The sequence below is a fragment of the Granulicella aggregans genome (assembly GCF_014203275.1).
Taxonomy (GTDB): domain Bacteria; phylum Acidobacteriota; class Terriglobia; order Terriglobales; family Acidobacteriaceae; genus Edaphobacter.
Genome location: NZ_JACHIP010000004.1, coordinates 207,543 through 224,526, shown reverse-complemented (window position 1 = coordinate 224,526; position 16,984 = coordinate 207,543). Strand labels below are relative to the sequence as shown.

At 60.1% G+C, this 16,984-nt stretch carries 15 protein-coding genes; 6 read left to right on the top strand and 9 right to left on the bottom strand.

Annotated features, from left to right (window positions below; all coding sequences use genetic code 11):
- Window positions 1–16: 16 nt before the first annotated feature.
- Window positions 17–1,780, bottom strand: a complete 1,764-nt coding sequence (gene ggt, locus HDF16_RS14665; protein WP_246409119.1) for a gamma-glutamyltransferase — start codon at window positions 1,778–1,780, stop codon at window positions 17–19.
- A 124-nt stretch (window positions 1,781–1,904) separates the two neighbouring features.
- Here ggt and purL point away from each other — a divergent pair, with 124 nt between their 5' ends.
- Both purL and purF read left to right on the top strand, forming a co-directional pair.
- Complete coding sequence (gene purL, locus HDF16_RS14660; protein ID WP_184217892.1) at window positions 1,905–4,373, top strand: phosphoribosylformylglycinamidine synthase subunit PurL; 2,469 nt, start codon at window positions 1,905–1,907, stop codon at window positions 4,371–4,373.
- 56 nt (window positions 4,374–4,429) lie between these two features.
- Window positions 4,430–5,911 carry an amidophosphoribosyltransferase gene (gene purF, locus HDF16_RS14655; RefSeq protein ID WP_184217890.1) on the top strand — a complete coding sequence of 494 codons (1,482 nt, stop codon included), beginning with the start codon at window positions 4,430–4,432 and terminating at the stop codon, window positions 5,909–5,911.
- 124 nt (window positions 5,912–6,035) lie between these two features.
- Here purF and HDF16_RS14650 read toward each other — a convergent pair whose 3' ends face one another.
- The 6 genes from HDF16_RS14650 to HDF16_RS14625 all read right to left on the bottom strand — a co-directional run bounded on the left by HDF16_RS14650 (window position 6,036) and on the right by HDF16_RS14625 (window position 12,022).
- Complete coding sequence (locus HDF16_RS14650; protein WP_184217888.1) at window positions 6,036–6,914, bottom strand: sugar phosphate isomerase/epimerase family protein; 879 nt, start codon at window positions 6,912–6,914, stop codon at window positions 6,036–6,038.
- 255 nt (window positions 6,915–7,169) lie between these two features.
- Entirely contained in the window at window positions 7,170–8,414 is a 1,245-nt protein-coding gene (locus tag HDF16_RS14645; RefSeq protein ID WP_184217887.1) for a GGDEF domain-containing protein, read from the bottom strand.
- Window positions 8,415–8,594: 180 nt separating this feature from the next.
- On the bottom strand, window positions 8,595–8,891 hold the full coding sequence (locus HDF16_RS14640; RefSeq protein WP_184217885.1) for an HU family DNA-binding protein: 297 nt from the start codon (window positions 8,889–8,891) through the stop codon (window positions 8,595–8,597).
- A 262-nt stretch (window positions 8,892–9,153) separates the two neighbouring features.
- Entirely contained in the window at window positions 9,154–9,936 is a 783-nt protein-coding gene (locus HDF16_RS14635) for a DUF2461 domain-containing protein (RefSeq protein ID WP_184217883.1), read from the bottom strand.
- 18 nt (window positions 9,937–9,954) lie between these two features.
- Entirely contained in the window at window positions 9,955–10,911 is a 957-nt protein-coding gene (locus HDF16_RS14630; RefSeq protein ID WP_246409117.1) for a VOC family protein, read from the bottom strand.
- A gap of 286 nt (window positions 10,912–11,197) precedes the next feature.
- The gene (locus HDF16_RS14625; RefSeq protein WP_184217881.1) at window positions 11,198–12,022 is read right to left on the bottom strand and encodes a rhomboid family intramembrane serine protease; all 825 of its coding nucleotides are present in this window, start codon (window positions 12,020–12,022) and stop codon (window positions 11,198–11,200) included.
- A gap of 325 nt (window positions 12,023–12,347) precedes the next feature.
- On the opposite strand from HDF16_RS14625, the gene HDF16_RS14620 reads away from it, so the two are divergent.
- Entirely contained in the window at window positions 12,348–13,430 is a 1,083-nt protein-coding gene (locus HDF16_RS14620; protein WP_184217879.1) for an aromatic ring-hydroxylating oxygenase subunit alpha, read from the top strand.
- A 112-nt stretch (window positions 13,431–13,542) separates the two neighbouring features.
- The gene (locus tag HDF16_RS14615) at window positions 13,543–14,034 is read left to right on the top strand and encodes a protein-tyrosine phosphatase family protein (protein WP_184217877.1); all 492 of its coding nucleotides are present in this window, start codon (window positions 13,543–13,545) and stop codon (window positions 14,032–14,034) included.
- Between the two features lie 74 nt (window positions 14,035–14,108).
- On the opposite strand, the gene HDF16_RS14610 is transcribed toward HDF16_RS14615, so the two are convergent.
- Window positions 14,109–14,567 carry an antibiotic biosynthesis monooxygenase gene (locus tag HDF16_RS14610; RefSeq protein ID WP_221312772.1) on the bottom strand — a complete coding sequence of 153 codons (459 nt, stop codon included), beginning with the start codon at window positions 14,565–14,567 and terminating at the stop codon, window positions 14,109–14,111.
- Between the two features lie 3 nt (window positions 14,568–14,570).
- Window positions 14,571–16,067 (bottom strand): M20/M25/M40 family metallo-hydrolase, encoded by a 1,497-nt coding sequence (locus HDF16_RS14605; RefSeq protein WP_184217875.1) that lies wholly within the window; start codon window positions 16,065–16,067, stop codon window positions 14,571–14,573.
- A 200-nt stretch (window positions 16,068–16,267) separates the two neighbouring features.
- Here HDF16_RS14605 and HDF16_RS14600 point away from each other — a divergent pair, with 200 nt between their 5' ends.
- Window positions 16,268–16,468 carry a hypothetical protein gene (locus HDF16_RS14600; RefSeq protein WP_184217873.1) on the top strand — a complete coding sequence of 67 codons (201 nt, stop codon included), beginning with the start codon at window positions 16,268–16,270 and terminating at the stop codon, window positions 16,466–16,468.
- Complete coding sequence (locus tag HDF16_RS14595; RefSeq protein ID WP_246409115.1) at window positions 16,428–16,961, top strand: carboxypeptidase-like regulatory domain-containing protein; 534 nt, start codon at window positions 16,428–16,430, stop codon at window positions 16,959–16,961. Before HDF16_RS14600 ends, HDF16_RS14595 begins: the two co-directional genes overlap by 41 nt.
- Window positions 16,962–16,984 lie beyond the last annotated feature (23 nt).

Here is a 16,984-nt window from a genome sequence, read left to right as displayed (position 1 = left end):
CAGGTTTCCTCATACCTTAGTACCCAGCCGCCTTACCAAAGTGATGCCGCTGGTCATCCGCCCCCAGCAACTCTCCCGTCTTCGGGTCGACCGCGATCATCTCGCTATCTCCCCACACGCCGGGGTTCTTCTCGTCGAACTGGCCGGCGCGGTTCACTGTGTAGCCTATCTTCGTCAGCTCATCGATCAGCGGAAGCGGAAAGTTCTTCTCCACGTCGATCCTGTCCGGCAGAAACTGGTTATGGAAGCGCGGAGCATCCGCAGCCTGCTGAATATTCAATCCGTTATCCACCACGCTCACAATGTCGCTAATAACCGTGGTGATGATCGTCGACCCACCCGGCGAGCCCAGCACCAGCGCGATCTTTCCCTTCTTCAACAGCATCGTCGGCGTCATGCTGCTCAGCGGCCGCTTGCCCGGAACAATCCCGTTCGCCACGCCCTGCACCAGCCCCATCATGTTCGGCGTACCCGGCTTCGAAGCGAAGTCGTCCATCTCGTTATTCATCACAAACCCGAGCCCCGGCACCACCACGCCCGACCCAAAGAGCCCATTCAGCGTGTAGGTACTCGAGACCGCATTCCCATCCTTGTCGACAACAGAAAAATGCGTCGTCTCCGTCGACTCATGCCCGGTAGCAACCGTCGGCACCGGCGGCAGGAAACCCGCAGGCCGCACCAGTTCCTTCGACGGCGTAGGCTTCAGCGGATCGATCGTCTTCCGCCACGCCTCCGCGTAAGCCGGGTCGGCCATCTGCTTCAGCGGCATCGAGACATACGCTGGATCGCCCAGATAATCGTTGCGGTCCATGTACGTCCGCCGAAACGCCTCGATGAGCAGATGGACCTGCTGCGGCGACCGGTCGCCCATCTTCGAAAGGTCATAGCCCGAAAGAATATTCAGCGTCTCCAGCAGCACGATTCCGCCCGAAGAAGGCGGCGGCGCGGTCACAATGTCGTATCCGCGATAGCTTCCCGTCAACGGCTTGCGGTCCTCCACCTTGTAGGCGGCAAGATCCTTCCGCGTGATCAGGCCGCCATTCTGCTGAAAGTAATCGGCGAGCTTCCCCGCGATCTCTCCCTTATAAAAATCGTCAGGATCAGCCACGATCCGCGCCAGCGTCTTCGCAAGCTCCGGCTGAACGAACCGGTCGCCCTCCTTGTACAGGTTGCCATCGCGCTGAAAGATCCGCTTCGCCTCCGGAAGCCGCCCCGCCGCCTTGTTCACAACGAAGTTGTTCGCCTCTTCCGCAGTCAGAACATATCCCTCGCTCGCCAGCGTGATCGCCGGAGCCATCACCTGCTTGAGCGTCAGCTTGCCATAGGTCTTCTCCGCATACACCAGCCCAGCCACCGAGCCCGGAACCCCACTAGCCTTGATCCCCTGCGTCGACAGCCCCGGCACAACGTTCTTCTGCGCGTCGAGATACATGTCCGCAGTCGCCGCCTCCGGAGCCCGCTCCCGGTAATCGAGAAAGTGCGCCTGCCCCGACTTATCGCGGATCAGCATGAACCCTCCGCCGCCCAGATTTCCAGCCTGCGGAAACGTCACAGCCAGCGCGAATCCGACGGCTACCGCCGCGTCCACAGCATTGCCACCAGCCTTCAGCATCGCCACCCCGGCGTCAGCAGCATCATGCTGAATGCTGACCACCATGGCATGTTTCGCGCGCACCGGCTCCTCGGCCTTCTGCGCAACGGCAGCCGAAGCGCAGATCGTCATCATCGGCACAAGAAACAATGCGGTCGGTCTCTGAAAACGGTGCCGTGGCTGGGACATGCGCCCTCCGGAGCGAAAATTGTCTGGTATCCGATCAGCATATCCTCTCCACCCGGAGAAGGAAGGTTCCTATCTTCTGATCACCGCGGTTTATTACAGCCATGCGACAATCTATTAGCGACCCATGGCCAATCTGGACGTTCAGCAAGCAATCGCACTCCCCTCGCCCGCCACCATCACCCCGGCGCTGCTAAAGACTCACAGCATCACCCCGGACGAGTACGCCCGCATCGAAAAAGCGCTGGGCCGCACGCCCTCGCTCACCGAGCTCGGCATCTTCTCCGTCATGTGGTCGGAGCACTGCTCCTACAAGTCCTCCCGCGTCCACCTGAAGCGCCTCCCGACCAAGGGAACCCGCACCAGCGGCCCCGGCAGCGTCGTCCAGGGCCCCGGCGAGAACGCCGGCATCATCGACGTCGGCGACGGCTGGGCCTGCGCCTTCAAGATCGAGAGCCACAACCACCCCAGCTACATCGAGCCCTACCAGGGCGCGGCCACCGGTGTCGGCGGCATCCTCCGCGACATCTTCACCATGAACGCCCGCCCGCTCGCCGTCATGGACTCACTCCGCTTCGGCCCGCTCGAAGGAAAGACCGAAGGCATCGACTACGCCCGCAACCGCCAGACCATGTCCGGCGTCGTCCACGGCGTGGGCGGATACGGCAACTGCTTCGGCGTCCCCAACCTCGGCGGCGAAACGCGCTTCGAGGAGTGTTACTCCGGCAACCCGCTCCTGAACGCCTTCGCTCTCGGCCTGGTCAAGATCGACGAGATCTTCTACGCCAAGGCCACCGGCGTCGGCAACCCGGTCATCTACGTCGGGGCTAAAACGGGTAGAGACGGAATTCATGGCGCGACGATGGCCTCCGAAGAATTCACCGAAGGCTCCGAACAGAAGCGCCCCAACGTCCAGATGGGCGACCCGTTCCTCGAGAAGCTGCTGCTCGAGGCCTGCCTCGAAGCGATGGCGACGGGTGCGGTTCTAGGAATTCAGGACATGGGCGCAGCCGGCCTCACCTGCTCCACCTGCGAGATGGGCGCGCGCGGCGAACTCGGCCTCACCATCGAGCTCGATCTCGTCCCCCAGCGCGAGACCGGCATGTCCAGCTACGAAATCATGCTGTCGGAGTCGCAGGAGCGCATGCTCCTCGTCGCCGACAAGGGCCGCGAAGGCGAAGTCCTGCGCGTCTTCGAAAAGTGGGGCCTCGACGCTTCCATCGTCGGCATCGTCACCGCCGACGACACCATGCGCGTCACCCACCATGGCGAACTGGTCTGCGAGATCCCCAACAAGGCACTCACCGACGACGCCCCGGTCTACCACCGGCCTGTAGGCGCCTGGAAGGCCCCCGTTCCCCTCGACCCTCCGGCATGGGTACTCGAAGAGCTGAAGAAACCCCGCGACTACACCGCCGACCTGAAGAAGCTCCTCGCCAGCGCGAACATCTGCAGCAAGCATTGGATCTTCGAGCAGTACGACTCCATGGTCCAGACCAACACCGTGCAGGGCCCCGGCGGCGAAGCCGGCGTGATGCGCATCAAGGGTACCGGCGGTGCGCAGAAGCACAGCTTCCTCGAGAAGGTAGCCGAGCTCATCGCAGAGTCCACCCCAGAAGGCGAAGCCGCCATGGAAGCCGACCCCGCAGGCGCTTCTGAGGCGTGGGCAGCCAAGCCGGAGCGCGGCCTGGCAATGGCCCTAGCAGGCAACGGCCGCTGGACCTACCTCGACCCCAAACTCGGCGCGATGCACGCCGTCGCCGAAGCCGCACGCAAGGTCGCCTGCACCGGAGCAACTCCGGTCGCCGCCACGAACTGCCTGAACTTCGGCAATCCCGAAAAGCCGGAGATTATGGCGCAGCTCTCCGCCGCCATCGACGGTATCGCCGAAGCTTGCACAGCGCTTGGTACGCCGATCACCGGCGGCAACGTCTCCCTCTACAACGAGACCAAGGGCGAAGGAATCTATCCCACCCCAGTCCTAGGCGTAGTCGGCATTCTGGACGACGTGACCAAGGCTGTGCCGAGCGGGTTTCAGAACGTCGGCGATCGCATCATCGTCGCTCAATTCAATCAGCAGAGCGATTTGTGGCGTCGGGAATTTGGAAGCTCCGAATTTGCAAAAGAAGTTCTCGGAGTGATGTACGGCACTCCTCCCTTGCTCAATGTGAATGCAGCCGCTTACTGCAACCAACTCCTACAGGACCTTTCGCAGAGTGGCCTAGTCCACTCGCTGGCTGACATCGGCAGTGGCGGACTTGCAACAGCCATTGCGAAAGCAGCCTTCGATAACCAAATCGGTGCGGAAGTTTGGCTTCACTCAGATGGAGGAGACGAGAGCGCCACCGAAGCTCTCTTCATCGAACACGCAGGTTCGATTCTCATCACGTGCTCGCCAGAGAATGCTGATGAGGTTACCAAGCGCATCGAGCAAAACTCTTCCTTCTATGTGGCGCTCCCGATCGGGGAGACAGTTTCAGGTCGTGTTGAGATTCGCTGGGAACGCGAGACCGCCATCAGTACGGCTCTTTCGGATTTGGGCGAAAGCTTTTCGAATGCGCTTGAATCCCAGCTTGCAGCGGAGGTGCTCGCTTGAGCGAACTTATAGAATTAGCACTGCAAGAAAAGATCAGATCCTCCGCAACACAAAGCATGACAAGTCCAGACCTCGATCTCGACGACGACGAAACCCCTTTCGACAAATTAAAAGAAGAGTGCGGCGTTATGGCCGTCTACAACCATCCCGACGCCGCCCGCCTCACCTACTGGGGCCTCTACGCCCTCCAGCATCGCGGCCAGGAGTCCGCCGGCATCGCCAGCGCCGACGGCCAGAACGTCAACGACATCAAGGGCATGGGCCTCGTCTCCGAGATCTTCAAGGACGACGTCCTCCTCCAGCTCCCCGGCCACATGGCCATCGGCCACTCGCGCTATTCGACAACTGGCGATTCAGCGCTGCTCAACGCCCAGCCCATCTCCGTCGAGTCCACCAAGGGCCTCATCGCCATCGCCCACAACGGCAACCTGACCAACCTCGGCAACTCGAAGGAACGTCTCGAGCGCGACGGCGCAATCTTCCAGACCACCTCGGACTCCGAGATCATCATCCAGCTCATCGCTCACTCGAAAGAGACCACGCTGGTCGACTGCATCGCCGACTCTCTCTCGCAGGTCGATGGCGCCTTCTCCATCGTCATGATGACCCGCAATCGCATCTTTGCCGCACGCGATCCCCACGGCTTCCGCCCGCTCTCCATGGGTCGCATCGCCGGCGTCGATGGGGCTCCCGACACCTTCGTCTTCGCCTCCGAGACCTGCGCCTTCGATCTGCTCCACGCCAAGTACGAGCGCGACGTAAAGCCCGGCGAGCTCGTCATGGTCTCCGAAGACGGCGTCACCAGCCGCTACTTCAACACCGACGAGAAGCAGGCAAGCTGCGTCTTCGAGCACGTATACTTCGCCCGCCCCGACAGCCGCATCTACGGCCGCTGGGTGCAGCAGAGCCGCGAAGAGATGGGCCGGACCTTGTCACGTGAGTCAGGCGTCCCCGCCGACCTCATCGTCCCCGTCCCCGACTCCGGCGTGACCGCCGCCATCGGCTATGCCAGCGAGTCCGGCATCCCCTTCAACCTCGGCCTCATCCGCAACCACTACGTCGGCCGCACCTTCATCCAGCCCGAACAGCGCGTCCGCGACTTCGGCGTCCGCATGAAGCTGAACCCGGTCCGCAGCCTGCTCGAAGGCAAGCGCGTCATCCTGGTCGACGACTCCATCATCCGCGGGACGACAAGTCGCAAAATCGTCCGTATGGTGCGCGCCGCAGGAGCGACCGAGGTGCACATGCGCATCTCTTGTCCGCCCACCATCTCACCCTGCTTTTACGGTGTCGACACCCCGAGCACGAAAGACCTCATCGCCGCCAACAATACGGTCGCCCAGATCTGCGCTTTCATCGAAGCCGACTCGCTAGCTTACCTCTCCCACGATGGCCTCTTGCACAGCTGTACATTAGGCGAAAAAGAGGGTGGCCTCACAAAGGACAGCTTCTGCACCGCCTGCTACACCGGCATCTATCCTAGCCAGGTAGTCGATGTCACAGAGATTCTGCCAGCCCCCCAGGCCGTCGCCGTCTAGGAGACGTTCGCACCCAGAACGCAACAAGACGAGCAAACGAAGCAGGAGCAAGCTTTAGCCCCGGAACCGGCTGGGTGCACCACCCATGGCTCGCACTTGGCCATGGGTGGGTGTCACCAGACCCTCAAACATTCAGCTTCTTCAAATAGTCAAAACTCTCCTTCATGCTCTCGAACACCGGCGGCTTCGTCTTATCCTGATCCAGAAACGCATACTTCACTCCCTGCCGCTTGGCCTGCTTCAGCAGCTCCGGCCAGGCGATGGAGCCGGTCCCAAGTTCCGTGAAGTGCTCCGCCACAGCACCCATGGCAAAGCCAGTCGGCGCTCCAACGGTCCGGTCTTTCATATGGAAGAGGACCAACCGATCCGCATACCGCTTCAGCATCGCAGCGGGGTCCTGTCCTGCCTGAGTCAGCCAGTAAACATCGAACTCCAACTTCACCAGATGCGGGTCAGTCTTCGACATCAGCGTGTTCCAGCCCGTCACGCCACCATCCAGCGGCTTGAACTCATAGCAGTGGTTGTGGAAGGCGAAGGTCATGCCAGCGTCCTTCGCAAGCTTGCCCCAGCGGTTGAAGTCCCCAGCAGCTTTGGTAAACCCGGCAGTGGAACTCCACTGCTCCTGCGGAATCATGGGGCAGACCATGTACTCGATGCCGAGGTCGTGCGCATAGGCTATCTTTTCTTCCAACCCCGCGTAGTCGAAGTGGGCCGAGACCAGCCCGAGGCCTGAGTCCGCAACGATCTTCTTCAGCTCACCTGCCGGTTGGTTATAGACGACCGGATAGAGCTCGATCTGCGTGAAACCCACTTGGTGAATCGTCTTCAGGACGCCCGCAAGGTCCTTCGGTGCCTGTTCGCGCACCATGAAGAGTTGGACGCCATAGGTCAAATGCTCAACTGGGGCAGCAAGGGCAAAGCGGGGCAGGCTGACCGTACATCCGGCAGCAGCAGCAAGAGCGGAGAGGCGGAGCAGTTCACGACGGGAAGGATTGGGCTGCATCACTTGCTGGAGGCTCCTGTTTGGGAAGTGTCTGGCTCGTCAAAGCCGAGTGCAAATCACGATACTCCTCGACCATGAAGACAAGCCAGCAACGAGACTCATCCCAAAACGAAAAAATGCCCCGGACATCTTGGTCCGGGGCACTTCCTTGGAGCATCCGCTTGTTTGGTCGGAGCGCTCCGGGTCGTTTCTGGGGAGAGAAACCAGGTCTCGAGTTTTTTTGAGGAGACCTGGACATCCGCGAGTTCTGCACTGTTAGCGGATGAGCTTGGCGACTCGGCTCCTGTTAGCGATCCGGTCAGGATGTGGGATCACGACGTCTTCGTGATTTGGGAGCTTCAGATACGCGCCATTGCGCCCCTGGCGGCGAGCCTCCAGCAGGGCAAGCTCGGCACGCGCAAAGACCTCGCCAGCGGGCTCCTTGAACGCGCACTGCGTGACTCCGATGCTCAGCGTAATGGCCGGCTGATCGTGCGGCAGGCTCGGGCTCTTCAGCGCCTCACGGAAGCGCCCCGCGATTACCATCGCATGTTCGGCGGCGTTCTCCGGAAGCAGCAGAAAGAACCTGTCTTCAGCAACGCGGCCACACTTGTCGTAGAAGCGCAGGATCGACGAAACCGTCTTAACGACCGTCTTCAGCGCCTCGACACTGCGGGCGGCACCGTGCGTATCCGCGATCGACTTGAAGTGGTCCACCTCAATCAGCATCACTGAGACCGGGCTATGTGTCCGGCTGCTACGCGCTACCTCTGAGTCCAGCGCGTCTTCAATGCCGTAGCGGTTCAGCGTACCCGTAACTGGATCGAGCTGCCCTTGCTGCTTGATAGCCTGTGCGACCTCAGCCAGGAACATCAGCACTGCGAACAGTCCCGAGGAGCAGAGAAAGGCAAGATCGCCCAGCGCGGAGAGGGTCTCCAGCGCCATATGTACGGAGGCAATCTGGTCTGCTCCATCCTGCATCAAGATCACCGGCCAAGTCACTCCCACAGCGAAGCACAGCGGCACCAGGGCGGAGAAGCACAGCACGCCTGCCAGGACCTGCAACAGGAAACTACGGTTCGACCGGCGGTAGAACTCGACGGCCATCATCCCCCGTATGAGAGAGACAAAGGCCGCCATCGCGACCAGGCGCGGAACAGCAAGATCGTAGACAGCCGTGAAGTAGAGCACGACTGCAGCCGTGACCGCAGCGGCATCATAGACCAGCGAAAGTGCTCCCTTGCTCTCAAAGAAGCTGATCGTGCCCCGGTACATCATGATGTACGCGCAGATGTAGATCAGGCTCGGAATCACCACCGACGCAAACGGGCGAAGCCCTCCCTGTCCCAACAGCAACATCGTCGCCGGAACCCAGAGCAGGAAGCCATACGCATGCGCGTTCGAACCGCGAGGGTTCGGATACGTCCGGCGAATCGCAAGCAGCACCAGGGCAAACGCCGCGGCCAGCGGCAGTTGCGATGCGAGCAGCGTTCGCGGGTCCAACCAGGAAAGGATATGCATAAACCTGCCTTCTCGAAAAAAGTCTATCGAGTGAGCATGTTGCCGCGTATCCCCCAATCATGGGAGTAAGTGTGAGTTTCGGGTGGTTGGATCAGAGGGAAGGTGAGAAGGTGGCAACGCCCACCCTCGCCTGAGACCTTGTCTCAAGCCAGGATGGGCCTCGCCGATCGTTCGATTTAGTTACTTCTTGACAGGAGCGATCGTGTCCTTCGCGACCTTCGCGATGCGGAACTTGACCACGGTCTTGGCCTTGATCTTCAGCGGCTCGCCGGTCTGAGGGTTGCGGCCGAGGCGGGCCTTGCGGTCTGCCTTGACGAGCTTGCCGATACCGGGGATGGTGAACTCGCCGTTCTTCTTGGTCTCTTTGACGGCGGTCTCGGCCAGCAGCTCGAGGAAGCCTGCGGTCTGCTTGTTGGTGAGTTCGAGCTTCTCCGCGAGGTGGCGGACGAGTGCTGTCTTGGTCATTCCCTTTGCCATGTTTTCGTGCTCCTTAAAAATGAATTGAAACGATGTGTCTGACCGGCCCGAACAGCCTTCGCAAGGCTTATGCCGCCGGGCGGCGCGTGAGGCAAAATTCTCGATCTGTCGCTGAAATCCCCAATGTTTACAAGGGTTCCGAGAACTGTACCGGTATTCACCTTCGGCCTTTGCAGGCTATTTGTCAACCATCTTTGTTGGGTTTCCACAGGAATTTGCGGGTTTTTTAGGTATTTGTGCTCTTTAAGCCTACTTTTACCGCTTATCTGACACTTGGGAGACCAAATAATGCCTTATTCACTGACGATTGTGACCCCGTCTGTGGACCCTTCGCAGAATCGCTCAATGTGCCCACCAGGGGCGCATTCAGCAGCTCCACCAAAGGCGTCGCACGCTCAAACCGCGATACGATCTGCTTCAACAGTGTAGGCTTCAGCGCCTCTTCAGCCGGAAGCGTCGCCGACACACCCCACTGCCGATGCAGCAGCAGATCGACCGCCGCATCATCAGGAGAGAATCCCTTCGGCGCACGCGTCAGCTTCAGCCCATCGAACGGAGTCAGCACGGAGGTAAGCTTCTTGTCGGCCAGCATCGCGCGGAGCTTAGCGTGATGATTCCCACCCTCCGCGGAAAGATACTGCCGAATCGCAAAGAGCTGTTCGCGCTCCGGCATATAAACACCTGCAGCGATCGTGATCGAGGTCGGGTTTAACTCAAAGTAGTACCCTCCACCCGATGTCTTCTCAAGCCCCGCCCGCGCCCACCACGCCGCGACGTTGGTCTTATAAGGCATCTTATTCGCGCTGAAGCGAATGTCGCGATAGATACGCATCATCGCTTTCTGCGGAGGCCTGACATGGTGCGGCGCGAAGCCCTCAAACGCATGGTTGATCGCTTCGATCAGAGCCAGCATCGGCGCTTTCAACTCACGCTCATAGATCGGCTTGCGTGCGTCGAACCAGACGCGATCGTTGTTGCGCTTCAGGCTGCGAAGAAACTTGATGGATTCAGAACGGAACACAGGGGAAGGAGACCGGCTAGGCATACTTCATTTTAGAAGCCGCTACTTCGTAGGACTCGTCGCCGTAAACTCCGAGCAACACGGCTTCATCACTGGCTGAAACTCCATCAACTCCACCCGCGTGCCGTCGGGGTCATACCAGTTTGCCTGCCACTTCCCATCACGCCCCATCTGCGGCCCGTCATGCCGCGGACTAAGACGGTCTTCCGCATAGAGCGTAGTCACCGCCTTCTCCATGTTCGGAACGCCAATCGAGAAGTGGTTGAGCACACCCAGCTCGCGAGCATCGACGTGATCGACCGGCGTAGTCGAGCCATCGCCCACCATCATGTACTCGATCCAGTCCTTGCCATCTGGCACCTGCATCGAGATCCAGTCAGTATGCTCCGGCTTCATCGCCCCGAACCAGTAAGGCTTGAAGCCAAGCAGTTCAATGTAGAACTTGTCTTCTGCAGCCTTGCTGTGGACCATGTAACCGACGTGAATGATCCGTGTCCCAATAGGCTTCGCCGAGGCTGGAACAGCGTGCGGATGGCCGCCCTGCACGAACTCCACAAGATTGCCCTCAGGATCATGCGACTTGAACCACACGGTCCCGTCTTTCGCGGTCTCTACCGCGCCGAGAGCTTCAGTGTGGTGCGCCTCCATGTAGCTATGCAGCCCCTTCGCATCCACCGTGCTGAAGGCCACGCAGCTGATGCGGCTCAGCGTGTGCTCCGCCGGCAACGGCAGCACCTCAACAAACTGCTCCGGGCCGAAGTAATACCGGACTCCCGAACCATCCTGAGGGTCAGCTCCCTTGGCCGCGCCAAGGATGTGCCCATAGAAGTTATCGCTAGCCTCCGCATCGCTCGCGTAGACGCACATATGCGAGATGCCCGTAATGGCAGGACGGGTCTGAGCTTGTGAGTAGAATGGCATCGCCAGCAGAGCGATCATCGCAAGAAAGAGTGAAGCGACACGAACATAGGAGGGCGAAGGAAGGCGGCTGGGAACCATGGCTAACCAAGATACGGTTGTCACCGCAAGAAAGTCTAGCTGTCCAAGATTTCGGGATGCATCAGTTTGAAATCCTTGGCCTGATTTGCTTCGCCCAGGCAAATGACGCAAGGGCCAAACAGCCAAAGATAATTCGTGTCGTCATCGGCAATTTCGAATAGATCGCGAAGCCTAAACACCACAGCGCAAGGATCACAAGAAGAATTCTCACACTCCATGCTCTCAATGCCCTCGACGAAGGGCAATAGGAAAGCTATCCGAAGAGACGTGAATCAAGCTCAGACTTCTAATTCATCCAGCTCTTGTCCTTCGGATTGCGCTTGTCATCCGGATCGACATACCGCCCGTCCTTATCGAAATGGACCTCGCGGTTCTGCCCGCGCATGTACACCTCGAACTTCCGCGCCGCCCGCCGCCGCTTCCACCGGTAGTACCCGTTCCGCATCCCGAAGTACCGCTCCGTAACTCCAAACGCCAAGCCCCGCGTCGGAGCGAACCGGACGAACAGATACCCGCACAGCGCGCCCGAAAGCTGTAGAAGCGCCCCAAACTTGTCGCCACCCTTCAGCAGCACAGCAACGGCGATCAAGATGTAGATCGTCACCATGTACTTCGCCTTCAGCCGCAGCACGAAGAACAGCAAAAACTCCTGCTCCCCGAAGATCATCCCAATCGCAACCAGCAGCCCAAAGACACCCGCCCACGCGCCAACTGCAGGGTACCGAGGATCGAGCCCGAAGACATGCGTCAGCGTAATCGCCGAGGCAAGCACCGCTCCTCCAATCGACGAGGAGAAGAACAGCTCGTACAGCCAGCGGCTACCGTACGCTCCCTCAAGCAGCGACCCGGTAAACCACAGCGTCAGCATCCCGAACAGAATATCCGTGATGCCCATGTGGACGAAAGCGTAGGTCACTGGCTGCCAAAGCATCCCGGTTAGAAACCGGGCCGGTTCCAGCGCCAGTCCCGCCGTCAAAAGCTGCCCCAGTCCTGGAGCGATCCATGCCAGCAAAGCGAGTGTGAAGAAGACAGCGACGTTCACCAGCACCAGCTTGCGCGTGGCTCCGGCGAAGGGAGGGAAGGTCATCGTGATGGGGCCGGAGCGGGGCATGGCACCTCTTATTCCATCATAGGCCGTCGCTCTTCGGGTGAACGCGTCAGCCACGCACGACCGGAACGGAACTGTGTACGTAATAGGTTGTAGGTCCCTAAGTTCCCGAATAGAAATTCCGTCATCCTGAGCGAAGGCGCTTGCAGCTCCATCCCAAGCGCCGCAGTCGAAGGACCCCGAGCGATAGAACACCACCCATACCGCTCGAACCTTTCACTCCATCTCCTACTTCCTGTAATCAATCGACTGAATTACCTGATAAATCCAGCACTTCGCGCAAAATTTGCCGATTGCCTTGACCTCCCAGCTCGGCTCATAATTATTCATGGCGACATCTTCTGCGTTCGTTCCGAGCTCGACGCTCCTGTCTCCGGCTGCGCCCGCGCCGATGGAACTCCCCCGCGACTGCACCTTCTCCGAGCCCGACTGGCGCGCCCTCGCCCCGTTCTGGTATCCCGTCGCCTTCTCGCACGAGGTCACCAACAAGCCCCACGCCGCCCGCCTGCTCGACGAACGCGTCGTCGTCTACCGCATCGCCGACGGAACCATCCACGCCGCCCGCGACATCTGCTTCCACCGCGGCGTTCCCTTGAGCATGGGCCACGTCGAAGGCGACGAGATCATCTGCCGCTACCACGGCCTCCGCTACGCGCCCGACGGCCGCTGCGTCTGCATCCCGGCCCACCCCAAGGGAGCGATCTCGCCCCGCCTCCACCTGCAGGTCTTCCAGGCCCAGGAACGTTACGGCCTCGTCTGGGTACGCATGGTCGACGACGGCCCCAGAGACCTGCCCGAGATGGCCGAATGGGAAGACCCCGACTACATCCAGGTCCTGCCCGAAAGCGTCGACATCGCCGCCGCCGCAGGCCGCCAGATCGAAGGCTTCCTCGACGTCAGCCACTTCGCCTTCGTCCACAAAGACAGCTTCGGCGAACCCGACAACCCCGTCGTCCCCGACTACGCCGTCACCAAAACCAACTCCGGCTTCATCGCCGACTACATCAGCTCCGTCAGCAACTACGCCCACGGCTTCAAGCACCTCGGCCCGGCCGACTTCATGTGGCATCGCCGCTTCGAGACCTTCCTGCCCTTCACCGCCAAGCTCACGGTCACCTTTCCCGGCGGCGGCAAGCTGCACATCATGAACGCCGCATCTCCGGTCTCGGCACGCAAGACCCGCCTCTTCGTGCCTATCTGCCGCAACTTCGACAAGGACGCCGACCTGCAACCCACGCTCGACTTCAACTATCAGGTCTTCGCCGAAGACATCGCCATCGTCGAACGCCAGTTCCCCGAAGATCTCCCACTCGATCTCCACGCCGAAGCCCACTTCCCCGCCGACCGCAGCTCCATCACCTACCGCAAGGGCCTGGCCGGGCTGGGGTTGGGGCGGAGTTATACGGCGTAAGTTGGGTGACGTACATCTCACACTTAAGATTTGGGATAATCGGCACTGATTGAGCGAAGTTGGCCATAACACCGTTTTTCGCCAACAACCCAGTAACGACTAGCATTACAGCATGAATCCCTTTTGGGTTGAGACAGGTACCGCCATCCGGCTGGCCATCGTTCCGCGTCCTCGCGGTAATGATTGGTTGGAGGATGAAGTGACCCAGATGAAGCGGGCGGGAGTAGATGTCCTCGTCTCGATGCTCCAGCCTGATGAGGCTGCTGAACTCGGCCTCTCAGAAGAGGCAGCGTTGTGTGCAGCAGGAGGCATCCAGTTCCGGTCCTTCCCTATTCCAGATCGAGAGACGCCGCCGTCCATTGCGGCCTTCGCGAAGTTCGTGGAGGAGTTGCGGGTCGAAGCCCATGCCGGGAGAAGTGTCGCTGTCCACTGTAGGGCTTCAATCGGGCGCTCATCTTTACTCTTAGCGGCCTTGCTGACTGCCGAAGGGTATACACCCGATGACGCTTTCAGGCGGCTCACGACGGCGAGAGGTCTACAGGTTCCAGATACTCCCGATCAGATTCGCTGGGTCGAACGCTTCGCAACCCTTCAGACTCCCTAGAAGTCGGTGTTATCGGCAACGTCGGCTCCGATAAAGTGCCGTCCCTGAGTCCAGCGAACCGGCGGCCGAACCGCCTAAGGGTGCTGACGATCGAAGAATCGTAAGCTGCGAATCTGCACGCCGAGCCGCTCCACGCCCGCCGCAAACTCCTTGTAGTGAGGCATCAACTTGTGGGCCTCGAAAGCCGCTGCGTCGTCATACACCTCGTACAGCACGACCTGGTCGGGTGATTCGCCCGTGGTGTTCACGTCGAACTGCCGACACCCCGGTTCATCCGCCACGGAACGGGTTCCATCGAAACGGCAGAGCTCCAGAAATTCGTCCCGGTGCGCCAGTGGGTACTCGAATTCCGCGATAACAACGAAGGCGGTCTTGGTCGTATTCATCTGCTTCCATTGTCGCAGAGGCGGAACATAACGCAGCCTGTGCGCCTGAATCTCGGCATGGCCGAGCCCTGCCCCAAAGTCACTTTTATAGAAGAACCTGAATGGAGCGATGTACGTCCCCCATCTCGGAATCGAGATGGGTGGCACCCGTTACTTTCTAGCGGGGATAGGCAGGACGGCGAAGCTGCGGTGCCCTGCCGGGTCGACCGAACGCACGCCGAAGATGACATTGTCCTTGGAGATGGGCAACTTGATCGTCGTCGCGGAACCGGCCGAAGCGGCGGTCGTCCAATTGGGAAGTTCCGTTGCCCGCCACACCACTTCATAAGACGTAGAAGCTGGAGCGCCCACGGGAGCATCCCAGGCCAACTCCGTGTTGTTATCCAACGCCGCCGTAAGAATGTGTACGTTCTGCGGAACCCCCGGAGCCGAAGCAAGCGTTGCAAGAGTAGCCGCGTTCAATCGCGCCACGTTCGCCACATAGTTGAAGTCCACATACTTCAGCAGATCGCCATACTGCGTACCGTTCTCGAGGCGAATGTTCTGGTGCTGATGGTCGAAGTTCTCACGCCACTCCGTAATGCGAACAGCCGTAAACCCTTCAAGATTGAAGCTCGTATGATCGCCGCCGCGCAGATAGCGGTCCGCACGAAAGATCATCACCGGATGAAACGGCTCCTTCGTCGTGACGGTCGCCGTAAAGTGCTTCGTGTGGATGCCAGACTCCGGAAAGTAACTGTGATCCACGTCCACCATCGCCCGCGCAAGCTCCCGCGAAGGCGCATCCGAGTCCGACCCAAGCCCATGAATCAGCCGCAGCGTATCGGCCGACTTATCCGCTGAGCCCTCGAAGATCCCCGGACTAGGCACGCCCTCCGAAAACACGCGCACAGCGGACTTGTCCTCAACCTCCGCCTGCCCCGGCGTCGTGTCCCCGCCCACAATATCGTTGTTCAACACCGCCTCAAGCTGCCATCCCTCTGCCTTCGCGAGCTTCGCAAGATGTCGGCTGCCGTTCAGCCCCTGCTCCTCGCCAGCCACAGCCACAAAGACGATCGTCGAAGGAAACTTCAGCTTCGAAAGCACCCGCGCGCACTCAATCGACACCGCCACGCCGCTGGCGTCATCATTCGCTCCCGGAGCCGCATCATGTGTATTGAAGTTGTCGGAGTTCCGCGAGTCATAGTGCCCCGTCACCAGCATCCGCCGCGCCGCCTGCGCCGGGTCCGTCCCTTTCAACACCGCATACACATTCGTCAACGTCGTAGGTTTGCGAATCCGCGAGTTCGGCGCATCGCTCCCAGCCTCTGTGAACGTATCCCGCTTCACCTCCAGGCACCCCCCGCAATCAGAGGAGATGCGGCCAAACTCCGCCGCAATCCACTCTGCCGCAGCGGTCACGCCCGTCCCCGGCGCCAGATCAGTTTCCATGCTCGAAAGCGTGCTGCGATTGTTGAAGGATACGAGCTTTTCGATGGTCGCGTGAACATGCTCGGCCGAGACCTGCTTCAACGCACCCGCAATCGCGGGATCAACCGCCGCAGGCCGGATCGGCGCACCGTAACTTCCCGTCTGCGCCTGGGTTTGCTGAAGTGAGAGAGTGAGAGCAGCCGAGACGAGGGCGATGCGACGAAGAGAAGAGGCCATGGACCGAGGCTCCTGTGGAAACCGGAAATGGAAGTTGCGCGTACTCTGACTTCTGAGTCTGTCGCCACCGGGCTTGACGTGGCGGCAGGGTATCGCTAGAAAGAAGTACGGGGTGCGGGGCGATGGGTGATTCTAAACCTTCATCCTAACGGGCCTGGCGTGGTTGCGGGCCGGAGCAGCAAAAATTCTGGAGGTTCGACATGGCCGTAGTTTGCCCTGAGTGCGATAACCCGTTGACCATCGACGCGGAAGAAGTTGAAGAAGGCGAGACTGTACAGTGCGACGAGTGTGGGGCGGATCTTGAAGTCGTCTCCGTCGATCCTCTGGAGATTGCAGTAGTGGACGAGGCGGGATACGACGATGAAGATGCAACCCATCACGACGATGAAGACGACGAATAGGCCCGGCCCGGATTCTGGACCGGCACAGGCGAGCCGTATACTTGGAAGCATGACGCAGCCTGCCCCCGGTACTCCTTCCCCTCTGTCTTGCCGTCTCGTGTCCAGCCGTCGTTTCACTCGCAGCTTCCGTATCTCGGCACTTTCGCTCGCCCTCGTCTTCAGCGCGGCGGCAGGCGTTTTCGTAAGCGGCGCGGCGACTCCTCTGGTGGCGCAAAAGCCGGGAGTCCTGCGTGTCGTCTCCGGCAAGGTGACCGACAAGGGCGACAAACCCCTCAAAGGCTGCGTCGTCTACCTCAAGGATGACAAATCCCTCTCGGTAAAGAGCTTCATCGCCGACGATTCGGGCGGCTTCCGCTTCGGCCAGCTCTCTCAGAACTCCGACTACGAACTCTGGGCCGAGCTCGACGGAAAGAAGAGCAACACCCGGACCATCAGCTCCTTCGATAACAAGAACGAGTTCGTGATGAACCTGAAGATCGATACCGGCAAGTAGCTCCTCTCCAAGTGAAACGTCAT

Coding starts and splice junctions, on each gene's coding strand:
- HDF16_RS14605 (WP_184217875.1), bottom strand. CDS start 16,067: ATGGCCTCTTCTCTTCGTCGCATCGCCCTCGTCTCGGCTGCTCTCACT.
- HDF16_RS14645 (WP_184217887.1), bottom strand. CDS start 8,414: ATGCATATCCTTTCCTGGTTGGACCCGCGAACGCTGCTCGCATCGCAA.
- HDF16_RS14620 (WP_184217879.1), top strand. CDS start 12,348: ATGGCGACATCTTCTGCGTTCGTTCCGAGCTCGACGCTCCTGTCTCCG.
- HDF16_RS14625 (WP_184217881.1), bottom strand. CDS start 12,022: ATGCCCCGCTCCGGCCCCATCACGATGACCTTCCCTCCCTTCGCCGGA.
- HDF16_RS14640 (WP_184217885.1), bottom strand. CDS start 8,891: ATGGCAAAGGGAATGACCAAGACAGCACTCGTCCGCCACCTCGCGGAG.
- HDF16_RS14615 (WP_184217877.1), top strand. CDS start 13,543: ATGAATCCCTTTTGGGTTGAGACAGGTACCGCCATCCGGCTGGCCATC.
- ggt (WP_246409119.1), bottom strand. CDS start 1,780: ATGTCCCAGCCACGGCACCGTTTTCAGAGACCGACCGCATTGTTTCTT.
- HDF16_RS14650 (WP_184217888.1), bottom strand. CDS start 6,914: ATGCAGCCCAATCCTTCCCGTCGTGAACTGCTCCGCCTCTCCGCTCTT.
- HDF16_RS14630 (WP_246409117.1), bottom strand. CDS start 10,911: ATGGTTCCCAGCCGCCTTCCTTCGCCCTCCTATGTTCGTGTCGCTTCA.
- HDF16_RS14595 (WP_246409115.1), top strand. CDS start 16,428: ATGAAGATGCAACCCATCACGACGATGAAGACGACGAATAGGCCCGGC.
- purF (WP_184217890.1), top strand. CDS start 4,430: ATGACAAGTCCAGACCTCGATCTCGACGACGACGAAACCCCTTTCGAC.
- purL (WP_184217892.1), top strand. CDS start 1,905: ATGGCCAATCTGGACGTTCAGCAAGCAATCGCACTCCCCTCGCCCGCC.
- HDF16_RS14635 (WP_184217883.1), bottom strand. CDS start 9,936: ATGCCTAGCCGGTCTCCTTCCCCTGTGTTCCGTTCTGAATCCATCAAG.
- HDF16_RS14600 (WP_184217873.1), top strand. CDS start 16,268: ATGGCCGTAGTTTGCCCTGAGTGCGATAACCCGTTGACCATCGACGCG.